The 18,074-nt window shown below is 44.4% G+C and carries 16 protein-coding genes and 2 tRNA genes; 11 read left to right on the top strand and 7 right to left on the bottom strand.

Annotated elements, in window-relative coordinates; genetic code table 11:
* The first annotated feature begins 5 nt into the window (after positions 1-5).
* The 4 genes from kdpC (at position 6) to AC1DFM_RS14915 (ending at position 4,625) form a co-directional block, all read left to right on the top strand.
* Positions 6-569 (top strand): potassium-transporting ATPase subunit KdpC, encoded by a 564-nt coding sequence (gene kdpC, locus AC1DFM_RS14930; protein ID WP_477077529.1) that lies wholly within the window; start codon positions 6-8, stop codon positions 567-569.
* A 133-nt stretch (positions 570-702) separates the two neighbouring features.
* Positions 703-1,791, top strand: coding sequence for a porin (locus AC1DFM_RS14925; RefSeq protein WP_477077528.1), 1,089 nt, complete (start codon positions 703-705; stop codon positions 1,789-1,791).
* Positions 1,792-1,800: 9 nt separating this feature from the next.
* Positions 1,801-2,925, top strand: coding sequence for a sensor protein KdpD (locus tag AC1DFM_RS14920; protein WP_477077527.1), 1,125 nt, complete (start codon positions 1,801-1,803; stop codon positions 2,923-2,925).
* Entirely contained in the window at positions 2,922-4,625 is a 1,704-nt protein-coding gene (locus AC1DFM_RS14915; protein WP_477077526.1) for a HAMP domain-containing sensor histidine kinase, read from the top strand. Before AC1DFM_RS14920 ends, AC1DFM_RS14915 begins: the two co-directional genes overlap by 4 nt.
* On the opposite strand, the gene AC1DFM_RS14910 is transcribed toward AC1DFM_RS14915, so the two are convergent.
* Positions 4,622-7,564 carry a PAS domain S-box protein gene (locus tag AC1DFM_RS14910; protein ID WP_477077525.1) on the bottom strand — a complete coding sequence of 981 codons (2,943 nt, stop codon included), beginning with the start codon at positions 7,562-7,564 and terminating at the stop codon, positions 4,622-4,624. The genes AC1DFM_RS14915 and AC1DFM_RS14910 overlap by 4 nt on opposite strands.
* 282 nt (positions 7,565-7,846) lie before the next feature.
* Here AC1DFM_RS14910 and AC1DFM_RS14905 point away from each other — a divergent pair, with 282 nt between their 5' ends.
* Complete coding sequence (locus AC1DFM_RS14905; protein WP_477077524.1) at positions 7,847-8,554, top strand: porin family protein; 708 nt, start codon at positions 7,847-7,849, stop codon at positions 8,552-8,554.
* A 123-nt stretch (positions 8,555-8,677) separates the two neighbouring features.
* Here AC1DFM_RS14905 and AC1DFM_RS14900 read toward each other — a convergent pair whose 3' ends face one another.
* A complete protein-coding gene (locus tag AC1DFM_RS14900; protein WP_477077523.1) occupies positions 8,678-9,454 on the bottom strand; it encodes an enoyl-CoA hydratase-related protein in 777 nt (258 codons plus the stop codon).
* 22 nt (positions 9,455-9,476) lie between these two features.
* A complete protein-coding gene (locus tag AC1DFM_RS14895) occupies positions 9,477-11,462 on the bottom strand; it encodes an alpha/beta hydrolase family protein (protein WP_477077522.1) in 1,986 nt (661 codons plus the stop codon).
* A 228-nt stretch (positions 11,463-11,690) separates the two neighbouring features.
* On the opposite strand from AC1DFM_RS14895, the gene hflX reads away from it, so the two are divergent.
* From hflX to AC1DFM_RS14865, 6 genes are all read left to right on the top strand, one after another.
* Positions 11,691-12,881, top strand: a complete 1,191-nt coding sequence (gene hflX, locus AC1DFM_RS14890; RefSeq protein ID WP_477077521.1) for a GTPase HflX — start codon at positions 11,691-11,693, stop codon at positions 12,879-12,881.
* On the top strand, positions 12,881-13,222 hold the full coding sequence (locus tag AC1DFM_RS14885) for a Rieske (2Fe-2S) protein (protein WP_477077520.1): 342 nt from the start codon (positions 12,881-12,883) through the stop codon (positions 13,220-13,222). Before hflX ends, AC1DFM_RS14885 begins: the two co-directional genes overlap by 1 nt.
* A gap of 68 nt (positions 13,223-13,290) precedes the next feature.
* Positions 13,291-14,925 carry an ArnT family glycosyltransferase gene (locus tag AC1DFM_RS14880; RefSeq protein WP_477077519.1) on the top strand — a complete coding sequence of 545 codons (1,635 nt, stop codon included), beginning with the start codon at positions 13,291-13,293 and terminating at the stop codon, positions 14,923-14,925.
* A gap of 149 nt (positions 14,926-15,074) precedes the next feature.
* Positions 15,075-15,148 (top strand) — tRNA-Asn (locus tag AC1DFM_RS14875).
* 119 nt (positions 15,149-15,267) lie between these two features.
* A tRNA-Asn gene (locus AC1DFM_RS14870) sits at positions 15,268-15,341 on the top strand.
* Positions 15,342-15,535: 194 nt separating this feature from the next.
* Positions 15,536-15,832 carry a hypothetical protein gene (locus AC1DFM_RS14865; protein ID WP_477077518.1) on the top strand — a complete coding sequence of 99 codons (297 nt, stop codon included), beginning with the start codon at positions 15,536-15,538 and terminating at the stop codon, positions 15,830-15,832.
* Between the two features lie 27 nt (positions 15,833-15,859).
* Here the strand turns inward: AC1DFM_RS14865 and AC1DFM_RS14860 are convergent, their stop codons facing one another.
* From AC1DFM_RS14860 to AC1DFM_RS14845, 4 genes are read right to left on the bottom strand one after another with little or no spacing between them, the layout of a single operon-like run.
* A complete protein-coding gene (locus tag AC1DFM_RS14860; RefSeq protein ID WP_477077517.1) occupies positions 15,860-16,441 on the bottom strand; it encodes a suppressor of fused domain protein in 582 nt (193 codons plus the stop codon).
* 51 nt (positions 16,442-16,492) lie between these two features.
* Positions 16,493-17,443 (bottom strand): HipA domain-containing protein, encoded by a 951-nt coding sequence (locus tag AC1DFM_RS14855; protein WP_477077516.1) that lies wholly within the window; start codon positions 17,441-17,443, stop codon positions 16,493-16,495.
* A complete protein-coding gene (locus AC1DFM_RS14850) occupies positions 17,436-17,768 on the bottom strand; it encodes a HipA N-terminal domain-containing protein (RefSeq protein WP_477077515.1) in 333 nt (110 codons plus the stop codon). Before AC1DFM_RS14850 ends, AC1DFM_RS14855 begins: the two co-directional genes overlap by 8 nt.
* Positions 17,743-17,973 (bottom strand): helix-turn-helix domain-containing protein, encoded by a 231-nt coding sequence (locus AC1DFM_RS14845; RefSeq protein WP_477077514.1) that lies wholly within the window; start codon positions 17,971-17,973, stop codon positions 17,743-17,745. The genes AC1DFM_RS14850 and AC1DFM_RS14845 overlap by 26 nt, the downstream gene beginning before the upstream one ends.
* Positions 17,974-18,074: the final 101 nt, after the last annotated feature.

Below are 18,074 nucleotides of genomic sequence, written 5' to 3'. Positions count from 1 at the left end.
AAGAGATGAAAAAATATCTTTTGCCTTCTATCAAACTCACTTTAATACTGGTGGTATTGCTGGGTGGAATATATCCTTTGTTCCTGGCAGGCGTAGCCAAAATGGCTCCTGGTGGCGGTGATGGCATAAAGGTGATGAAGAATGGGAAAGTAGTGGGCTATGAAAATATTGCACAGAAATTTTCTGACGATAAATACTTCCAACCACGTCCATCTACTGTAGATTATAATGCTGCTGGTTCCGGTGGCTCCAATAAATCAGCAGGTAACCCTGACTATTTAAAAACAGTACAGGAAAGAATTGACACCTTTATGGTGCACAATCCGGATGTGAAAAAATCCGATATCCCGGCAGAACTGGTGACTGCTTCTGCCAGCGGCCTTGACCCACACCTCACACCAGAAGCAGCTTACGTGCAAATACCACGTGTGGCCAAACACAGAGGTATCGCAGCGGATCGCCTCAAACAACTGGTGGATGCTAATACTAAGCCAGCTGTGTTAGGTGTATTGGGAGTAACTACTGTTAATGTGTTAAAATTGAATATCGCGCTCGATGAGTTGAAGTAAGTTGAGTGCTGTCCTCTTATTCCTTTCGCCTATGAATATCCTATGATTAACTATCTTGCCTGGCAATCTGTTGCTGCAGATTGCCAGGGATTTACTAAACACCAGCAACCTATATTAAAAGTCAACTTGAAAGATGAAAAAAATTCTATTACTGGCCGGCGCGCTGGCAGCAGCTATTACTATGTTCGCCCAGGACGCTCCGAAGACAGACAGCATCAAAAACAAAGGTGTCATCACCTTCTCCGGATACGCAGAAGCGTACTACAGCTACGACTTGAGTCAGCCGGATCACCACACCAAACCTGGATTTCTGTACAACTATAATCGTCATAATGAACTGAATCTGAATCTGGCCATGGTAAAAGCTAATTATACTTCAGATCGTATGCGCGCTAACGTGGGGCTGATGGCGGGAACTTATCCACAATACAACTTGTCATCAGAACCGACTATGATGCAATATGTATACGAAGCCAATGTAGGTATTCGTGTAGGCAAAAACGTTTGGATTGATGCCGGTGTGATGCCGTCACATATTGGTTTTGAAAGCGCTATCGGGAAAGATTGTCCTACCCTTACCCGCAGCATTATGGCAGAGAACACGCCTTACTATGAAACCGGCGCAAAAGTAACCTGGACGCCTAACGACAAATGGACATTCGCAGCCATGTACCTCAACGGCTGGCAACGGATTAAACGGGTAGATGGTAATCAGACGCCCAATTTTGGTACACAAATCACTTTTAAACCATCGGATAAAATATTGTTGAACTGGAGTACTTACGTAGGTAATGATCTCCCGGATAGTATTCGTCAGATGCGCTATTTTAATGATGTTTATGGTACCTTTAATATAACGGAAAAATTCACTCTTACGGCTGGATTTGACTACGGTCTGCAGCAAAAAGCCAAGGGTTCTTCCGATCTGAATAGCTGGTATAGCCCAATTATCATCGGCAAGTATGCATTCACGAATAAATTCGCCATGGCCGCCCGTGTAGAACATTATAATGATCAACATGGCGTAGTAATCAATACCGGCACAACTAACGGTTTCCAGACAACCGGCTATTCACTGAACCTCGACTTCACCCCGGTGGATCATGTGATGTTCAGACTGGAAGGAAGAACATTTGATGGGAAGGACAAAACCTTTATGAAGGGCACAGAATTGAAGAATACCAATACCTCCATCACCGCCTCATTGGCAGTATGGTTCTAAGCACCTCCTATGACAGATAAAGAACACTCGGTACAGCATTTTCTTAACCTGGCCAATCGCGCTGGCAGAGGTAAATTTAAGATTTACATTGGCATGAGCGCCGGTGTGGGAAAAACTTATCGCATGCTGCAGGAAGCACATGCCATGTTAAGAAATGGGGTAAACATCCAGATTGGTTACATTGAAACACATGGGCGTGCGGAGACGCATGCCCTGCTGGATGGTTTGCCCCAAATACCCCGCAGGCAGGTATTTTACAAAGGCAAAATGCTGGACGAGATGGATCTCTCCGCCATATTACTACTGGCGCCCGACTGGGTGGTAGTAGATGAACTGGCCCACAGCAACATCCCCGGTTCAAAAAATGAAAAACGCTGGCAGGATGTAGTGGATCTCCTCAATGCGGGTATTAATGTGCTGTCGGCCGTCAATATCCAGCACATCGAAAGCATTAACCAGGAAGTGAAATCCATTACCGGCGTGGAAGTGCAGGAACGTATTCCGGACCTGATATTGCAGATGGCCGATGAAGTAGTAAACATTGACCTGACAGCAGACGAGTTAATTACCCGTTTGAAAGAAGGTAAAATTTATGATCGTTCCAAAGTAGAGAGTGCCCTGAGTAATTTTTTTCAGGCAGATAAAATCCTGCAGCTGCGGGAACTGGCGCTGAAAGAAGTAACCACACAGGTAGAAAGGAAGGTAGAAACAGAGATTCCCCGAAACCTGCAAATGCGCCACGAGAGCTTCCTGGCATGCATTTCTACCAATGATGAAGTAGCCCGGAAAGTAATCCGGAAAACCGCCCGGCTGGCGGCTTATTATCATGCCGATTGGTTTGTGTTGTATGTGCAGGTGCCTGGAGAAAGCTCCGATAAAATAGCATTGGCTGCCCAGCGACATCTTATTAATAACCTGAAACTGGCTACAGAACTGGGTGCGGAAGTAATCCAGGAGCATAGTGCCAAAGTTTCAGAAGCTATCATTAACATTGCATTACAAAAGCGGGTCACTACCATCTGTATGGGAAAGCCACATATCAGTCTTTTCCGTATCATTTTGCGCACTAACCTGTTTAATCAGTTATTGAAAACGCTTTCTTCAAACGATATCGACATCATCATATTATCATGAGTAAGTTCAGGCTAAAAACGAAGATTACGCTGGGGGTACTGTTCCTCTACATCATGCTGCTGGTGGTGAGCATACTTGGCTACTACTACCTGAACCGCCTAAACGAAAAGGCGAAGTTTATTCTCAAGGATAATTATGAATCGCTGGAATATTCCAAAAATATGCTGGTGGCTTTGGAAGATTTACCGGAACATCGTACCGCTGCTATGGCCGTTTTCTCCGACAACCTGAAAAAACAACAGGCCAACGTAACGGAGCGCGGGGAAAAGAATGCGACCGCTGAAGTAACCCGTATTTTTCAACTGCTACAGAAAGACACCACCACCGATATCGGCGCCATAAAAAAAAGTATTTATACCATCATGGACCTCAACATGGCCGCCATTGTTGGTAAAAATGAGAAAGTAAAGAAAACCGCCGACAATGCCCTGATGTATATTGCCATCATCAGCGGCGTTTGTTTTTTACTGGGCTTTACATTCGTGTATAACTTCCCGGGATATATTGCCAACCCTATTCATGCCTTAACGGAAGGGATCAAAGGCATTGCCAATAAGCAATACAGCAAACGACTATATTTTACTTCCAGCGATGAATTCGGGGAACTGGCGGCTGCTTTTAACACCATGGCCCAGCGACTGGATGAATATGAACATAGTAACCTTGCCCGCATTATGTTTGAAAAACAACGGGCAGAAGCCGTGATTGGTAGTTTGAAAGACGCTACCATCGGCTTTGATGTGAATAACATCATTCTGTTTGCCAACGTACAGGCGTTGCAGTTATTGAGCTTACCGGAAAAAGATTTGATTGGTCAACCCGCTGAAAGCGTGGCCAAACGTAATGACCTGCTTCGGTTCCTGCTGAACAACGGAGAAAATGCACCGCTGAAAATTGTGGTCGACGGTAAAGAATGCTTCTTCACCCGGGAAACGACGGATATAAAACATGAAGATACACGTATAGGCAACGTCGTTATATTGCGGAATATTACCACGTTCAAAGAGCAGGATATTGCTAAAACACATTTTATTGCTACTATTTCACATGAGCTGAAAACCCCGCTGGCAGCATCTGACTTTAGTATTAAGCTATTGGAAGATGAAAGAACCGGTACGCTGAATCATGAGCAAAAGGAATTGGTGGATAGTATGAAGCAGGATAACCGGCGGATGATTAAAATTGTAAGTGAGTTACTGGATTTATCGCAGGTGGAAAGCGGGAATATACAGTTGCAGCCGCAGCCGGTGCCAGCGTTTAATATTGTGCAATATGCCATGGATACGGTACAGAAACAGGCCGCTCAAAGGGAAGTAACCATTCGTATCAATGTACCTGATGATTTGCCGAAGGTATTGGCAGATGTAGAAAAAACAGCGTGGGTATTAGTCAATCTGCTGACCAATGCTATCCGGTATTCTACACATGGTGCGGCCATAGATCTGGCCGTAAGTTCTACCGGTACGGAAATGGTTTCTTTTGTGGTACAGGATTACGGAAAAGGTATTCCGGTAGCTTTCCGAGGCCGGATTTTTGAACGTTTTTTCCAGGTGCCCGGTATGAAAGGCCATAAAGGCAGCGGGCTAGGACTGGCCATCAGTAAGGAGTTTATTGAAGCGCAGGGAGGTATTATCGGCGTAGAAAGCGAAGAAGGAAAAGGCAGCCGCTTTTATTTTACGTTACCGGAAGCTACTGTTTAGCATTGATCTACGTGTTCTTTGATCAGGTGTGCATGTTGATAATAAGTATGCATAATTTCGTTGAGGCGTGGTAGTATGGTGTCGAGATTTTCTTCCAGCCGCGCGTCTCTTTCAATGGTGTAAGCCATGTTGGATGCATGTTGCAGCCCTGCCACGTTTAAGTTAAATTTCATTTGATGCGCCAGCATGTATAATGGTTGCCAGTCCTGTTCTGTCACCAGGTCGTTCATTTCCAGGAATTTTTTGGGGATGCTGTCCAGCAGTTCTCCCAGTAATATTTTCACATGTTCTTTTTCTCCCGACATCATGTTGTACACGGTGGTGAAATCCAGGGTGCTGGCCACAGGAGCGGCTGTGCCTTGCCTGGTATTGGGTTCCGGAACCGTTTCTCCCAATCCTTTGAGGATTTTATGAAATAGATCGTCTCTATCAAAAGGCTTAGAGATATAATCATTCATGCCGGCCTGCAAACAACGTTCTTTTTCTCCTTTTAATGCGGAGGCAGTCATGGCAATAATACAGGATTGAATGCCTTTATTACGTATTGCCTGGGTAGTTTGGTAGCCGTCCATGCCGGGCATTTGAATGTCCATGATGATGCAGTCGTAGGATTTGTAATCTACCATTTCCAGCCCGGCTTTGCCGCTGTTGACTACATCTGTTCTGGCGCCGGCGTTGCGTAGGGTATGGAATACTACCTGTTGATTGATATCATTATCTTCTACTACCAGGATGGTTTTCCCCTGGAGTGGTTTGTCGATACGCTCGAGGTTTACTTTTTCATCTCTCTCATTTATTTTTCCGGTACTACTGGTAAATGGTAGTTCAAAATAGAAGCAAGCGCCTTCATAGAGTTGGCTGTCAACGCGGATGGTACCATGTTGTAATTCTATCAGTTCTTTACTGATGGCCAGTCCCAGGCCGGTGCCGCCAAATTTCCGGGTATTATCTGTGTGCGATTGAGAGAAGCTTTGGAAGATCATTTTATGCTGTTCCGGGGCAATACCGATACCGGTATCCTTTATTTCGAAGCCCAACGTGAGCGTGGAAGCTTCTTTATTTTCCGCCACCAGTGATACTTTCATCATTACTTTGCCGTGATGGGTGAACTTGATGGCATTTTCCACCAGGTTGGTTAATATTTGTGCGAGTCTTATTTCGTCGCCCATCACGTAGGTAGGAACGTTGTTATCAATTTCATCAAAGAACGACAATCCCTTTTGCTGGGCCTGTAGTTTAAGCGGGAAGAGGGTATTGTCGATCACTTCATATATATCAAACGATTCGTTTTGCAGGTGTAGTTTACCGGCTTTTATTTTAGAGAAGTCAAGAATTTCGTTGATGATAACCAGCAGATGATTAGCGGATGTTTTAATGGCGCTGGTATACTCCAGTTGCGAGGTAGTTAGTTGTTGCTGCATGAGGAGGTTACTCATGCCAATGATACCGTTCATGGGCGTACGAATTTCATGGCTCATATTGGCCAGGAACATTTCCTGGGCATTAATAGCTTCTTTCGCCTGTTCGTTGGCCTCTTCTACCGCGATAATATATTTGGCTTTTTCTGTGAAGTCTGTTCCGATGCCGCAGATGCCGATCATCTCCCCTTCTGCATTGCGTAATGGGAATTTGGTGATGATGAAGTGGTAGTCGATGCCATTGTGGCTAATGATATCTTCTACTTTAACCCTCGATTTGGTGGCGAGTACTTCCCGGTCGAGCGGCGCGTATTTGGCTACCCAGTCGTAGGGCAGTTCTGCGTCTGTTTTACCGATCACATCTTTTTTCTGTATGCCATGCATTTCTGTAAACCGGTTATTGACCAGGAGGTATTTGCCGGGAACGTCTTTAATGAACATCATGGCGGGCATGTAGTCAACAATGGCATCCAGTCGTTTCTGGAGATACATGGATTGGTCCTCATTGCGTTTCTCTTTGTCGATGTCCCGGACAATACATTGGAATTCTCTAATGCGGCCGTCTTCGTTGTAGATAAGTGTGGCGAGTTGTTCCACCCACTTTTTAGTGCCTGATTTGGTGATGATTTCAAACTCGATAAACGTATAGTCGTCGCCGGTTTGCACCTGGGTGGTGTAAAATTCGTCCAGTCGTTTCCAGGTATCGGGTTCCAGGAAGATGGAATAATGTTGTCCTATTAGTTCTGCGGCGGTGAAGCCGGTGATTTCTGTGGTGCGTTTGCTCACGGAAGTGAAGATACCATCCAGTCCAGCTTTGTACAGAATGAGTTCTGTTTCTTCTGCCAGGCGCATGAAAGATTGTTCTCTTTTATAGAGGCGGTTTGCCCGGCTTTTTAATTTTAGGAAAAGACGGTATATGTAGCGTGATTCTCCCAGCAAAAGTACCAGGGTAAAGAGGCTGATAATGACGGTCGTCCAGAAGGAGTAGCGGGTGTATTCCGTATCTTTTTCTATGCGGGTGATAAGTCTTAGGCGATTTTCCTGGATATATTTATTGACGTTTTCCCGGATATTGGTCTTTAGTGTGGTTTCTTTTTCTGCGGTGACGAGTTGTTTAGCCAGTACAGGCTGGGTAGCTGCGATGGCAACAATATGTTGGTTGTAGGCGTTTTTTTCGTCCAGTACCACTTGTAGATTGGCTAGTATACGCCCTGAAACCGTATCATCTTCTGTATTGTTCCGGATATTCGTCAATATGGATTTCATGCTGTCCGGTAACAGATAGGCTGCGGAGGGAAGGGATGATTTATCCATGAGCAGCATATCCCGGATATACGTAGTGTAGTTGGTTTCGAGGATGGAGATGGTTCTGATACGGTCTATCTGGGCATTGGTTTGCGACATGAGTTCGGCCGCGCTTTTACTTCTTTTTTGTACCATCCAGGCGTAGTATACAAATCCGGAGAGCGCCATTAACACCACCAGTACGAGGACTAAAACGGTATTTACAATTTTTTTCATGCGTAGTTTTCAACGACCCATTAAAAGCATTGGCAGGGGTTCTGGCCTTAATGGAGGATTATTTATTTAAATTAGGTTTTTTTGTGTCAATATTGCTGTTCATCTTGTTCAGTATGGATGGGGAGTATCACGAAAAGATTATGGTAGTAATATCACTTTTTCTGTAACTTTCGGCCCGGGAATGTATAATACGGAACATGTTTTTGCAATATTTTAACCAATTGTGTTACAATCATTCCATTATATTTGCCTAATATTCTTTTTCCTAAGTATGTATATTATATGAAGAAAATAATTTTTACCCTTGGTCTGATAGCTGTTTCTATTGGAGTTTTCGCGCAGGATGGTGGCTCACCGATGAATAAAGCGGTTAATAAAGTTACCCATTCCAACGACTTTTTGATGATACAGTTGTCTTACGATGGCTGGGCAGGTTCGCCAGATAGTGTTAAGACCGGCCTGAACAGGGGTTTTAATGTTGCTCTGATGTATGACTTCCCTTTTAAAAAATCCAAACTGAGCATGGCAGCGGGTTTAGGCATCAGTACCAGCGGTGTTTACCTGAAAGATCACTCTATGAACATAGAGGGAACTACCACGAATAGAAGCCAGGCAACTTTCCCTACTTCTACCGACAAAAAGAATAAGGTAGCGACTACCTACCTGGAAATTCCCATTGAATTAAGATATCGTAGTGTGCCAGATAACGCCAACAAAGGCTTTAAAGCGGCTATTGGTGTGAAAGTAGGCGCTCTGGTAGATGCACATACCAAGGCTAAAAATACTGGCGCCAATGGCAGCAAGAATATTGAGAAAGACGCGAACCGCGGATTCTTTAACCCATGGCGCTTTGCAGCAACTGCCCGTGTAGGTTATGGTAACTTCGCCCTGTTTGGCGCTTATTCCCTGAACCCGTTGCTGAAGGATAATGCCAGCGGCAACCTGGATATCAGACCGTATTCAATCGGTATCTGCCTGAGCGGACTGTAATAAAGCATAAGGCATAAAGCCGAAAGCAAAAAGCTATAAAAGCGAATGACCAGAGCGAGTATTTAATTTACTCATACGCTCTGGTCATTCGCTTTTATAGCTTTTTGCTTTCGGCTTTATGCCTTATGCTCCTTTAAATACCGGCTTTCTCTTTTCAATAAAGGCCTGTATTCCTTCAGCATTATCGGCGGAATTACCGGCTATTTCCTGACAATAGGCTTCGTAGTCGAGCACATTGTCCAGGTTGTCGGTCATGCCTTTTGTCAGCATTTTCTTCATCAGGGCGATGGCTTTCGTAGGTGCGGCGGCGTAATAGGCAGYTTCGGCCTGTACGGCGGCATCCAGTTCAGTGGCCGGTACTACTTTGTTGATCAGTCCCATTTGCAGCGCTTCCGGGGCCGTGATCTTAGTGGCTTTGGTGGCCAGCTCAAAAGCACGGTGGTAGCCTACAGTACGGGGCAGGAAGTAAGAAGAGCCGGAATCCAGCACCAGGGCAATATTTACAAATATTTCAATCATGGTGGCTTCCTCGCTGGCAATAATCATATCGCAGGCCAGGGCGAGGGAGCAGCCGGCGCCAGCCGCCACGCCATTGAGCCGGCATATCACCGGCTTAGGCATGTTGCGGATGGCGCGTATAATAGGATTATAACGTTTATGTAGCGACTCGCTCAAATCACGCTTCCCCGACTCCATGGAAGCTTTGAGGTCTTGTCCGCTGCTAAAGGCTTTTCCGGCCCCTGTCAGCACTACCACTCTCACCGAGGCATCCTTCTCAGCCGTTTTTAGTGCGTCCTGCAGCTCATAACTGAGCGGATCATTGAATGCATTGTATACTTCAGGTCTGTTGAGTGTGATGGTAGCAATACCATCCTGGATATCCATTAATAAAGCCGCCATGGTAGCTGGATTGTTTGGTGATTTACAGGGTTTCTTTCAGCCAGTTAAAGAATTCACGCTGCCATGCAATGGCGTTTTGTGGTTTCAATACCCAGTGATTTTCTTCAGGGAAGTAGAGCAATTTGCTCTTGATACCTTTCAGCTGTGCCAGCTGGAAGGCTTGCAGGCCTTGCTCAATGGGCACGCGGAAGTCGATGCCTCCTTGTATAATCAGGATAGGCGTATTCCACTTGTTAGCGTGTTCACTTGGGTTGAAGTTTTTATATTCATTGGTATTAGCCGGGTCCCAATAAGCGCCGATGTCCCAGTTGGCGAACCACAGTTCTTCGGTGGTGCCATACCAGCTTTTCAGGTCAAAAAGACCATCATGGGCAATAAAGGATTTGAAACGGTTTTCGTGTACGCCTGCCAGCATGTAAACAGAGTAACCGCCATAGCTGGCGCCTACGGCACCTAAGCGGGCTTTGTCTACATAGCTTTCTTTACTCACCGCATCAATGGCGCTCAAATAGTCTCTGATGGGTTGACCTCCCCAGTCTTTGCTGATGGAAGCGTTCCACTCAACGCCATGTCCGGGCATTCCTCTTCTGTTGGGAGCTACTACAATATAGCCCTGGGAAGCCATCAGCTGGAAGTTCCAGCGATAAGAATAGAACTGGGAAACGGCTGATTGTGGTCCGCCCTGGCAGTACAGCAAAGTGGGATATTTTTTTGCCGGATCAAAATCCGGTGGGAAGATGACATACGTCAGCATGTCTTTTCCATCGGTGGTTTTTACCCAGCGCTTTTCAACTTTGCACATGCCTATTTTATCGTAGGCGGCTTTGTTAACGGTAGTCAGGGCCGTGATGGCGCCTTTCTGCAGATCTACGGTAAACAGTTCTGCAGCGTGGTTCATATCGGTGCGGGATACTACCATGGTATTGCCGGTTTGTGCCAGCATATCATTGATATCGAAATCACCGGTGGTTACCTGACGTATATGCTTTTCCGTTGTTTGAGCGATATTTTTCTGCAAGGTAATTTCCAACAGTTGTTCGGTGCCTTTGATTACCGCGAGGAAATATATTTTTTTGCCGTCGTTGCTGAAGCGGGTAGCGCCGGCAGTACCATCCCAGCCTTTGGTGAGATTGGTAATAGTGCCGGTAGCGCGGTCCATGATGATGACATCATTTTTATCGGCTTCAAAGCCATCGCGGGCCATGCTTAACCAGGTAATGTATTTGCCATCCTGGCTGAAAGCAGGGGCCATATCGTAGCCCATCATGCCTTGCGACAGGTTACGGGTAGCCTTGGTATCAAGGTTATACTCGTAGAGATCCGTATTGGTGCTGATGGCGTAATCTTTTCCGTATTTCTTTTTTGTAACGTAGATGATGCTTTTGCCATCCTGGCTCCATATCATGTCTTCAGGGCCACCGGAAGGCATTTGCGGGCAATCGTATGGCTCATCTGCCATAATATCTACGGGTGTGCCTACTTCTCCGTTATTGTAAGTAGCATAAAACACATGGGAGAAGTTTCCATCTTCCCAGGTATCCCAATGGCGGTAGTTCAGGTTATCATAGATCTGTACGTTGGATTTCGGAAGATCGGGGTAATGATCAACGCCGGAAATCTTCTTTACTTTCACTTCTTTCGAAAACAAGATATGTTTACCATCGGGAGAAATACGGATGTTTTGCATACCGCCTTCCACATTGGTTTTCTGTACCGGGTTGGTACCATCGGCATCCATTTCATACCATTGTCCTTTGAGGGAGTAGCCAATTTTATTGCCTGGCAATATGGCTACATCGCCTTCTGCACCGGCGGTTTGGGTGAGTTGCTTTGGCGCACCACCTGTCAGCGGAATAGCAAAGAGATTTTTCTCTCCTTTGTTTTCCGACATATTAATCTGAGAAACACCGTAGATCACGGTTTTACCATCAGCACTGATTGCTTCTCCACTCACCCGGCCTAATTGCCATAGCAATTCGGGCGTCATCTTATCCTGGGCTACTGCCATAGTTGATATGAATAGTCCTGTAATTAATAAAGGTTTATACATGATTTGGAAAGGTTGTTTTGGATCGGGTAAATGTAGGAAGAAAAGGGGACTGCCCGCTTACATTTCTTACCCCTGACTGCACTGATTTTGATGATTTTTGCCGAAACCAGCGTCATTTGAGGAAGAAAATCTATAGTGGCGTAACGACTAAATTCTCTGTAAATTTGCAGCAAATTCAGAAATAACTTGATTGAAAAGAAACAAGTAGTAGAAAAAGAGGAAAGGGCCGTCATTGTGGGTGTTATCACCAAGGAGCAGACAGAACGCCAGGTAAACGAATTCCTGGATGAACTGATGTTCCTGGCAGAAACCGCAGGCGCTACCGCCGTAAAACGCTTTACCCAACGCCTGGCGCACCCCGACAGGGCCACGTTTGTAGGAAAGGGTAAGCTGGAAGAAATACATCAGTTTATTGCAGGCAGGGATATATCACTGGTTATCTTCGATGATGAGCTTACCGGCTCTCAGATATCCAATATTGAAAAAGTGTTGAAAGTAAAGGTGATAGACCGTAGTGATCTTATCCTGGATATTTTTGCCCGCCGCGCCCGCACCGCACAGGCCAGGGTTCAGGTAGAACTGGCGCAGTACCAGTACATCCTCCCCCGCTTACGTGGTATGTGGAGTCACCTGGAAAGACAAGGAGGTGGTATCGGAAGCAGAGGTCCCGGTGAAACGGAGATTGAAACGGATCGCCGTATCGTAAAGGATAAAATTGCCCTGTTACGCAAAAGATTGGAGGACATCGACCGTCAATCCCTTACCCAGCGTAAGGAAAGAGGCGAATTTATCCGGGTAGCACTTGTTGGTTATACCAACGTTGGTAAAAGCACCACCATGAATTTGCTTAGCAAAAGTGAAGTGTTTGCCGAAAATAAATTGTTTGCGACCCTCGATACCACTACCCGTAAGGTGGTATTTGAACAAACGCCTTTCCTGCTCAGCGATACCGTAGGGTTTATCCGCAAACTGCCGCATCACCTGGTAGAAAGCTTCAAATCCACGCTGGATGAGGTGCGCGAGAGCGATATCCTGATTCACGTAGTGGATATTTCACATCCGCAGTATGAAGAGCAGATTGAAGTGGTAAATCGTACCCTGCAGGAGCTGAAAGCCTTTGAGAAGCCCACTATCATGATCTTTAATAAGATGGATCTGTATGAGGCCAACACCTTCGACCAATGGCTGGAACCAGAGGTGAAACAGGATATCCTGGATAACCTGAAACAACATTGGGAAACCAAGTCCCAGGGGAATTGTGTATTCATTTCCGCCACAGAGAAAAGGAATATTGAAGAGTTGCGCAAAACCATTCTGGACAGGGTATMAAAACTCTATAAGGAGCGCTTCCCTTATAAAACAGAATTCTTCTACTAATGGCCAAAGAGTATTCCTGGTATAAGTTAGATGAAGGCCAACTACCATTAGCAGAGAAAGCGATCAGCGTGATCACTGTAAATGGCAAAAAAATGTGCTGTACCCTCCACGAGGGACGGCTTTTCGCCTTTGCGTATAAATGTCCGCATGCCGGTGGCATTATGGCTGATGGAGTGATCGATGCCGCCGGTAACGTGGTTTGTCCGCTGCACCGCTACAAGTTTAGTGTGAAAAATGGCTATAACTGTAGCGGAGAGGGCTATTACCTGAAGACCTACCCCATAGAACAGCGTGAAGACGGCCCCTGGCTGGGCATGGAGAAAAGCGGCTGGTTCTGGTAAGCAATTATCTTTCTGTTAAAAGTCGCGGGTGTATTTGAAGTGCCGGCAGATGCCTGTAACTTTTCGGTATGCTGACCTCCCCTACAACTATCACACAAACCCGCAGATATGTGCTTACTGAAAAGCAGGTATGGCTGCTAATAACAGCCATGGTTATACTGTTGCAATTCAGTGCACTGTTTGTACCCATTCTGGAGCCAGATGGCGCGCTCTATGCCGGCATTGCCAAAACCATGGTATTGAAACATGACTACTGGAATCTGTATGCAGATGGTCATGACTGGCTGGATAAGCCCCACTTCCCTTTCTGGATAGCCGCTTTGAGCTTCCAGCTCTTCGGTATCCACACCTGGTCTTATAAGTTGCCCGCTATCCTGTTTCTCTTGATGGGCGCAGCTTATACCTATCGGTTTGCACGATTGTTATACGATGAAAAAGTGGCCCGCTGGGCGCTTTGTATCTTGCTAACAGCCGAACACCTGGTTATTTCCAATAATGATGTACGGGCCGAGCCTTATCTCACGGGGCTTATTATTGCCGCCGTGTATCATTTCTACCGGCGCGGAATACTCCTGGGAGCCGTTTTTACGGCTTGTGCCATTATGACTAAGGGCATGTTTGCCCTGGTGCCTATTGGCGCCGCTATAGGCGGCCAAATGCTGTTTACGCGCAATTGGAAGGAGCTGTTTCACCTCCGGTGGGTGCTGGCCTTGTTACTTATTGCTTTGTTTATTACCCCCGAGTTGTATGCACTTTACATGCAATTCGACCTGCATCCGGAGAAAATAGTTTTTGGTAACACCGGCGTTTCCGGATTACGGTTTTTCTTCTGGGATAGCCAGTTTGGGCGTTTCATGAACACCGGACCGATCAAGGGTGCGGGAGATCCGTTTTTCTTCTTTCACACAGTGCTGTGGGCTTTTCTGCCCTGGTCAGTGATGTTATATGCGGCGGTGATCATCTTCATAAAAAAATGGAAACAACAAAAGGAATATTACTGTATATGTGCAGCCCTGGCTACTTTTGCCCTGTTTTCATTGTCCCGTTTTCAGCTGCCTCATTATCTGAATATCATCTTTCCTTTTTTTGCCATTCTTACGGCGCAGTATATTTTATCGTTGGAAAGTAACAAGGGGCTGAAGTTTTTCCGGATTACACAATATACCATCATCATCCTGTTGGTCATTGGCGTAGTGGTGATAGATCTGCTGTATAAGCCCGCTATGCATTATGMCTGGTTACTGCTGGCAGCGGCCTTGTGTGCGCTATACCTCCTCCTCCACTACTGGCTTGACAAATCTACCCGCCAGGCGATATTTTATCGTACCGTGGCGGTGAGTATCCTGTTGAATTTATATCTGAATACTATTTTATATCCCGATATGATGCAATACCAGAGCGGAAGTACCGCCGCTGCTTATGCAAATGCCTATCTTCCGGGGCGTAGTATTGGATTATATCAGGCGAATTCCTACGCATTCGACTTTTATTTAAAGGCGCCTGTATTACGCGCCGATAGCGCTACACCACTCATTTTTACTACCAGAGAAGGTCTGACTTCTCTGCAACAACAAGGCTATGCTTGTACAGTGGTAAAGTCATTCCCCCATTTTTACGTAAGTAAACTGGATTTGCCCTTCGTTCGAAAGGTGACCCGGGCGGATGTTTTAGGAGAAAGAATGCTGGTGGAGGTAAAAAAATAAATTTTTTTATTTTGATGTAAATGTAGTGTGGTGGCTAATTTTACGCTATTGGGTTCAGTTTTTTTGAAAAATAATAGAATTAGATTTTGCAAAAATAAAAATTTGCCTATTTTTGCAATCCCAAATCGCGTAAGCGGTACGGGAAACACTCCTCCTTAGCTCAGTTGGTTAGAGCATCTGACTGTTAATCAGAGGGTCTCTGGTTCAAGTCCAGAAGGGGGAGCAAAAAGCTGAAGTTCTTTTAAGGATTTCGGCTTTTTAATTTAAAAGAGAGGTGGCGAATAATTTTATTTGAGGAAATAAAAATTTGTTTAGATTTGCCGCCGGAAGAAGAAAATACATTCCTCCTTAGCTCAGTTGGTTAGAGCATCTGACTGTTAATCAGAGGGTCTCTGGTTCAAGTCCAGAAGGGGGAGCAAAAACAGGGAAGGCTTGCAGAAATGCAGGCCTTTTTTGTTGGACTATTTAAGTATAATTTATCCTTATGACCCAACAATCTGTTGTTAAAATTAATTTGCTCTTATTGAGTATCTGGTTATGGTTCCTGATGTCCTATTTTGGAATGAGTAAGACAGAGTACATGGGGATTGATACAAACCCCTATTATAACATGACTATGTGGGCAATGTATTTTCTCGCCATATTATATGCCCGTCTTTTTATTTCCAGACATTTATTTTTTAATGTAGTGCTTACCACTTTATTATTTATGGTGGCTTATAGGATCAGATATATACCAACAGATTGGTTCGAAGCATACCTTTTGAAAAAAGATAAAAACAGAACACCATTAGGCTGGACATTTAAGTACAGGTTCCTGGATCTTGCGGTGATGAATGTTTTTTTGTTGGCGGCATTCGGGATAGTACGAGGCATGGTGCCGGTAAAATGGCGGCCCGCAGTGTAATATCTATGATTTAGGTAATTCGTTGACTTATCTCCCCGTTACCAGGCATTTTCTGTCTGGGTTCAGATAATCAAGCGCTTTTTCTTCGAAAAGTTGTTCTAACGCTTCGCAACCATTTTCAATCTTATAATCTCTTTCCTCTTTTGTTATTGGAATAAGCCAGTAACAGTGGATCTCATGTCCATCAACGTTTAAAACGTGAAAATCCTGTTCGTTGAGATAAGGCAATGATATAAAAGCATGGTCGCAGGTGGAGCTATCCAGCCAGGGCTGACCAATATTGATGGTGTGATGGATGTTTAAGGGAAGGCTGGTTCTATGGTAAGAAGCACAGTAAGTCATTAATTCCACCAGTTGATCAGATGGTTTGGGAGAAAATGCAAATAACTCAATCAGATTATTATCTATTCTGTCGGCAGACATGCCCACAGTGCAATATACAAACATGCCATGACGCCTGTTGGGAGGCATTTCCAGTACGTAGAAGTCGGGATGTAGTTTTTCTTTAGGGCCTTTATCAAGTACTTTTCTTGTTCCTTCAATACCGAAATAATTCTGATAATGTTGTTCGAGCTGACTGATATATTGTTTTGAATCTAATACCTGCATTTTATTCTAAAAAGATGATTGGAAAAAGATAATGAAGGAAGATGTCGGTATTTAATTGCGTACGCGATCATATCGCTCCATTAATAAGTGTATATATTTTTGTTTATAGAGGTCCGTGAGGAAAGAATGCGCTATTAAATCCAATGCTGTTTTTTCATTCTTTAGTACACGACTAAACACACCTTCTATTTGTCTGGCTGTTAATCCTAAATGTTGCCCAAATTCCACGAAACGAGAGCGATTGAATTTACTCTTTCTCCCGTTGATAGTCAATGCCAATTCTTCTTTATCTGTAGGATTTACAATGGCTACATTTAATAAATCGTAAGCGGGGGCTAAATCCCATGTATTGTTCCCTTTAACGATCATCGAGAAATTCTTCAGATGCATGTCGTTGTTTCCAGTTAAAAAACAGAAGACGGTCAGTTCAAAAAAGTTAGATAGATCCAGGAGTGTATTTTCCGCGTATTTGACAATTGCTTGCCCAACTCTTTCCATCGAACTTTTATATTTATCGAATGCTTCCAGTATCTGGAACATGTCTAGCATGTGGATTTTTTCACCAGTTGGTGTTCGGTCTATTCGCTTAGTGATATACGATAGTTCTCCTGACGACAATCGAATTAAACTTGATGGCACAACCTTTATTCCGAAGAACTCCGCCATCCGCATGGTTAAATGTTCGTTTTGCGGCATCTCGGGGTAGTTTTTGTGCGGAGGTTTAAGAATATAGTTTCCACCTAAAGCGCCTACAATGGTCAGGCGATCGGTGCTGTCATTGGCCATTGAATCTTTAACCAATGTTAAGGAAAGCTTGGGTTGGACTCCTGGGACGGTTACACTTCGTTGAACAAGGTTAGCCGCCAGTTCTGTCATTTGATCCAGACTATAATCCAGCTTCGGAGGTTCATCTGTTCCAAAAAACTCCCTGCTGCAACGTGGATGAAAATCTACCTGCCCTGCTTCCAGTGGTTGATAACAATATAAACAAGATTTATTCATGATCTATTTCTATTGGAATTACACTTACGGCACCTATGCAATTCTGGCAACAGACCAATAAAAGGCCCATTCTATCATTCGGATTTAATTTCCAATTTTTGCTAGCTATTTCCAACAACCATCCTTCTGGAATCAGTCCTTCAAAGAATGGAAATAACCGATTGTCTTGGTAAGGCTCTTTTCTGACTGGCATTGTAAAATTGAGAAATTGATTTTCGTGATGTTCGACGTAGTCTTCCTCATATTGAAACACATATTCCCCATCATCCGTTTCAGTCAGATAACCAGCTAAATCTTCTTTATAATATATCTGTGCTTTTCTCATCATTGATTTGTTTTAAGCTGATAGGCGCCAGCGCGTGTCCAAACATTTTAAGCACCTGGTTTACTTTCTCCAATTGGAGATCATTTTTCCCCTGTTCTATTTTTCGTACTAYAGTTAAAGCGACACCGGCTTTCTCCGCAAATTCTTGCTGAGTAAGCCCAACCTCTCTACGCTTTAACTTTACAAAGGCTTGTAATGACTTCATGGTGATTATATGCTTTTAGATATAAATCTATATGAAGATAAGCAATTATATGCTTTTAGATATAATCTAGTAAATATTCTCAATATTATATGTATTTGCGT

The sequence above is a fragment of the Chitinophaga sp. 05T412 genome (assembly GCF_056396465.1).
The sequence above is the reverse complement of the archived record's forward strand: the minus strand, read 5'-3'. Positions and strand labels throughout refer to the sequence as shown.

Bases quoted from the DNA above. Each gene is read 5' to 3' on its own strand.
- AC1DFM_RS14925 (WP_477077528.1), top strand. From the start codon at position 703: ATGAAAAAAATTCTATTACTGGCCGGCGCGCTGGCAGCAGCTATTACT.
- AC1DFM_RS14895 (WP_477077522.1), bottom strand. From the start codon at position 11,462: ATGGCAGTAGCCCAGGATAAGATGACGCCCGAATTGCTATGGCAATTA.
- AC1DFM_RS14905 (WP_477077524.1), top strand. From the start codon at position 7,847: ATGAAGAAAATAATTTTTACCCTTGGTCTGATAGCTGTTTCTATTGGA.
- AC1DFM_RS14865 (WP_477077518.1), top strand. From the start codon at position 15,536: ATGACTATGTGGGCAATGTATTTTCTCGCCATATTATATGCCCGTCTT.
- AC1DFM_RS14910 (WP_477077525.1), bottom strand. From the start codon at position 7,564: ATGAAAAAAATTGTAAATACCGTTTTAGTCCTCGTACTGGTGGTGTTA.
- AC1DFM_RS14860 (WP_477077517.1), bottom strand. From the start codon at position 16,441: ATGCAGGTATTAGATTCAAAACAATATATCAGTCAGCTCGAACAACAT.
- AC1DFM_RS14855 (WP_477077516.1), bottom strand. From the start codon at position 17,443: ATGAATAAATCTTGTTTATATTGTTATCAACCACTGGAAGCAGGGCAG.
- AC1DFM_RS14915 (WP_477077526.1), top strand. From the start codon at position 2,922: ATGAGTAAGTTCAGGCTAAAAACGAAGATTACGCTGGGGGTACTGTTC.
- AC1DFM_RS14920 (WP_477077527.1), top strand. From the start codon at position 1,801: ATGACAGATAAAGAACACTCGGTACAGCATTTTCTTAACCTGGCCAAT.
- AC1DFM_RS14885 (WP_477077520.1), top strand. From the start codon at position 12,881: ATGGCCAAAGAGTATTCCTGGTATAAGTTAGATGAAGGCCAACTACCA.
- AC1DFM_RS14850 (WP_477077515.1), bottom strand. From the start codon at position 17,768: ATGAGAAAAGCACAGATATATTATAAAGAAGATTTAGCTGGTTATCTG.
- kdpC (WP_477077529.1), top strand. From the start codon at position 6: ATGAAAAAATATCTTTTGCCTTCTATCAAACTCACTTTAATACTGGTG.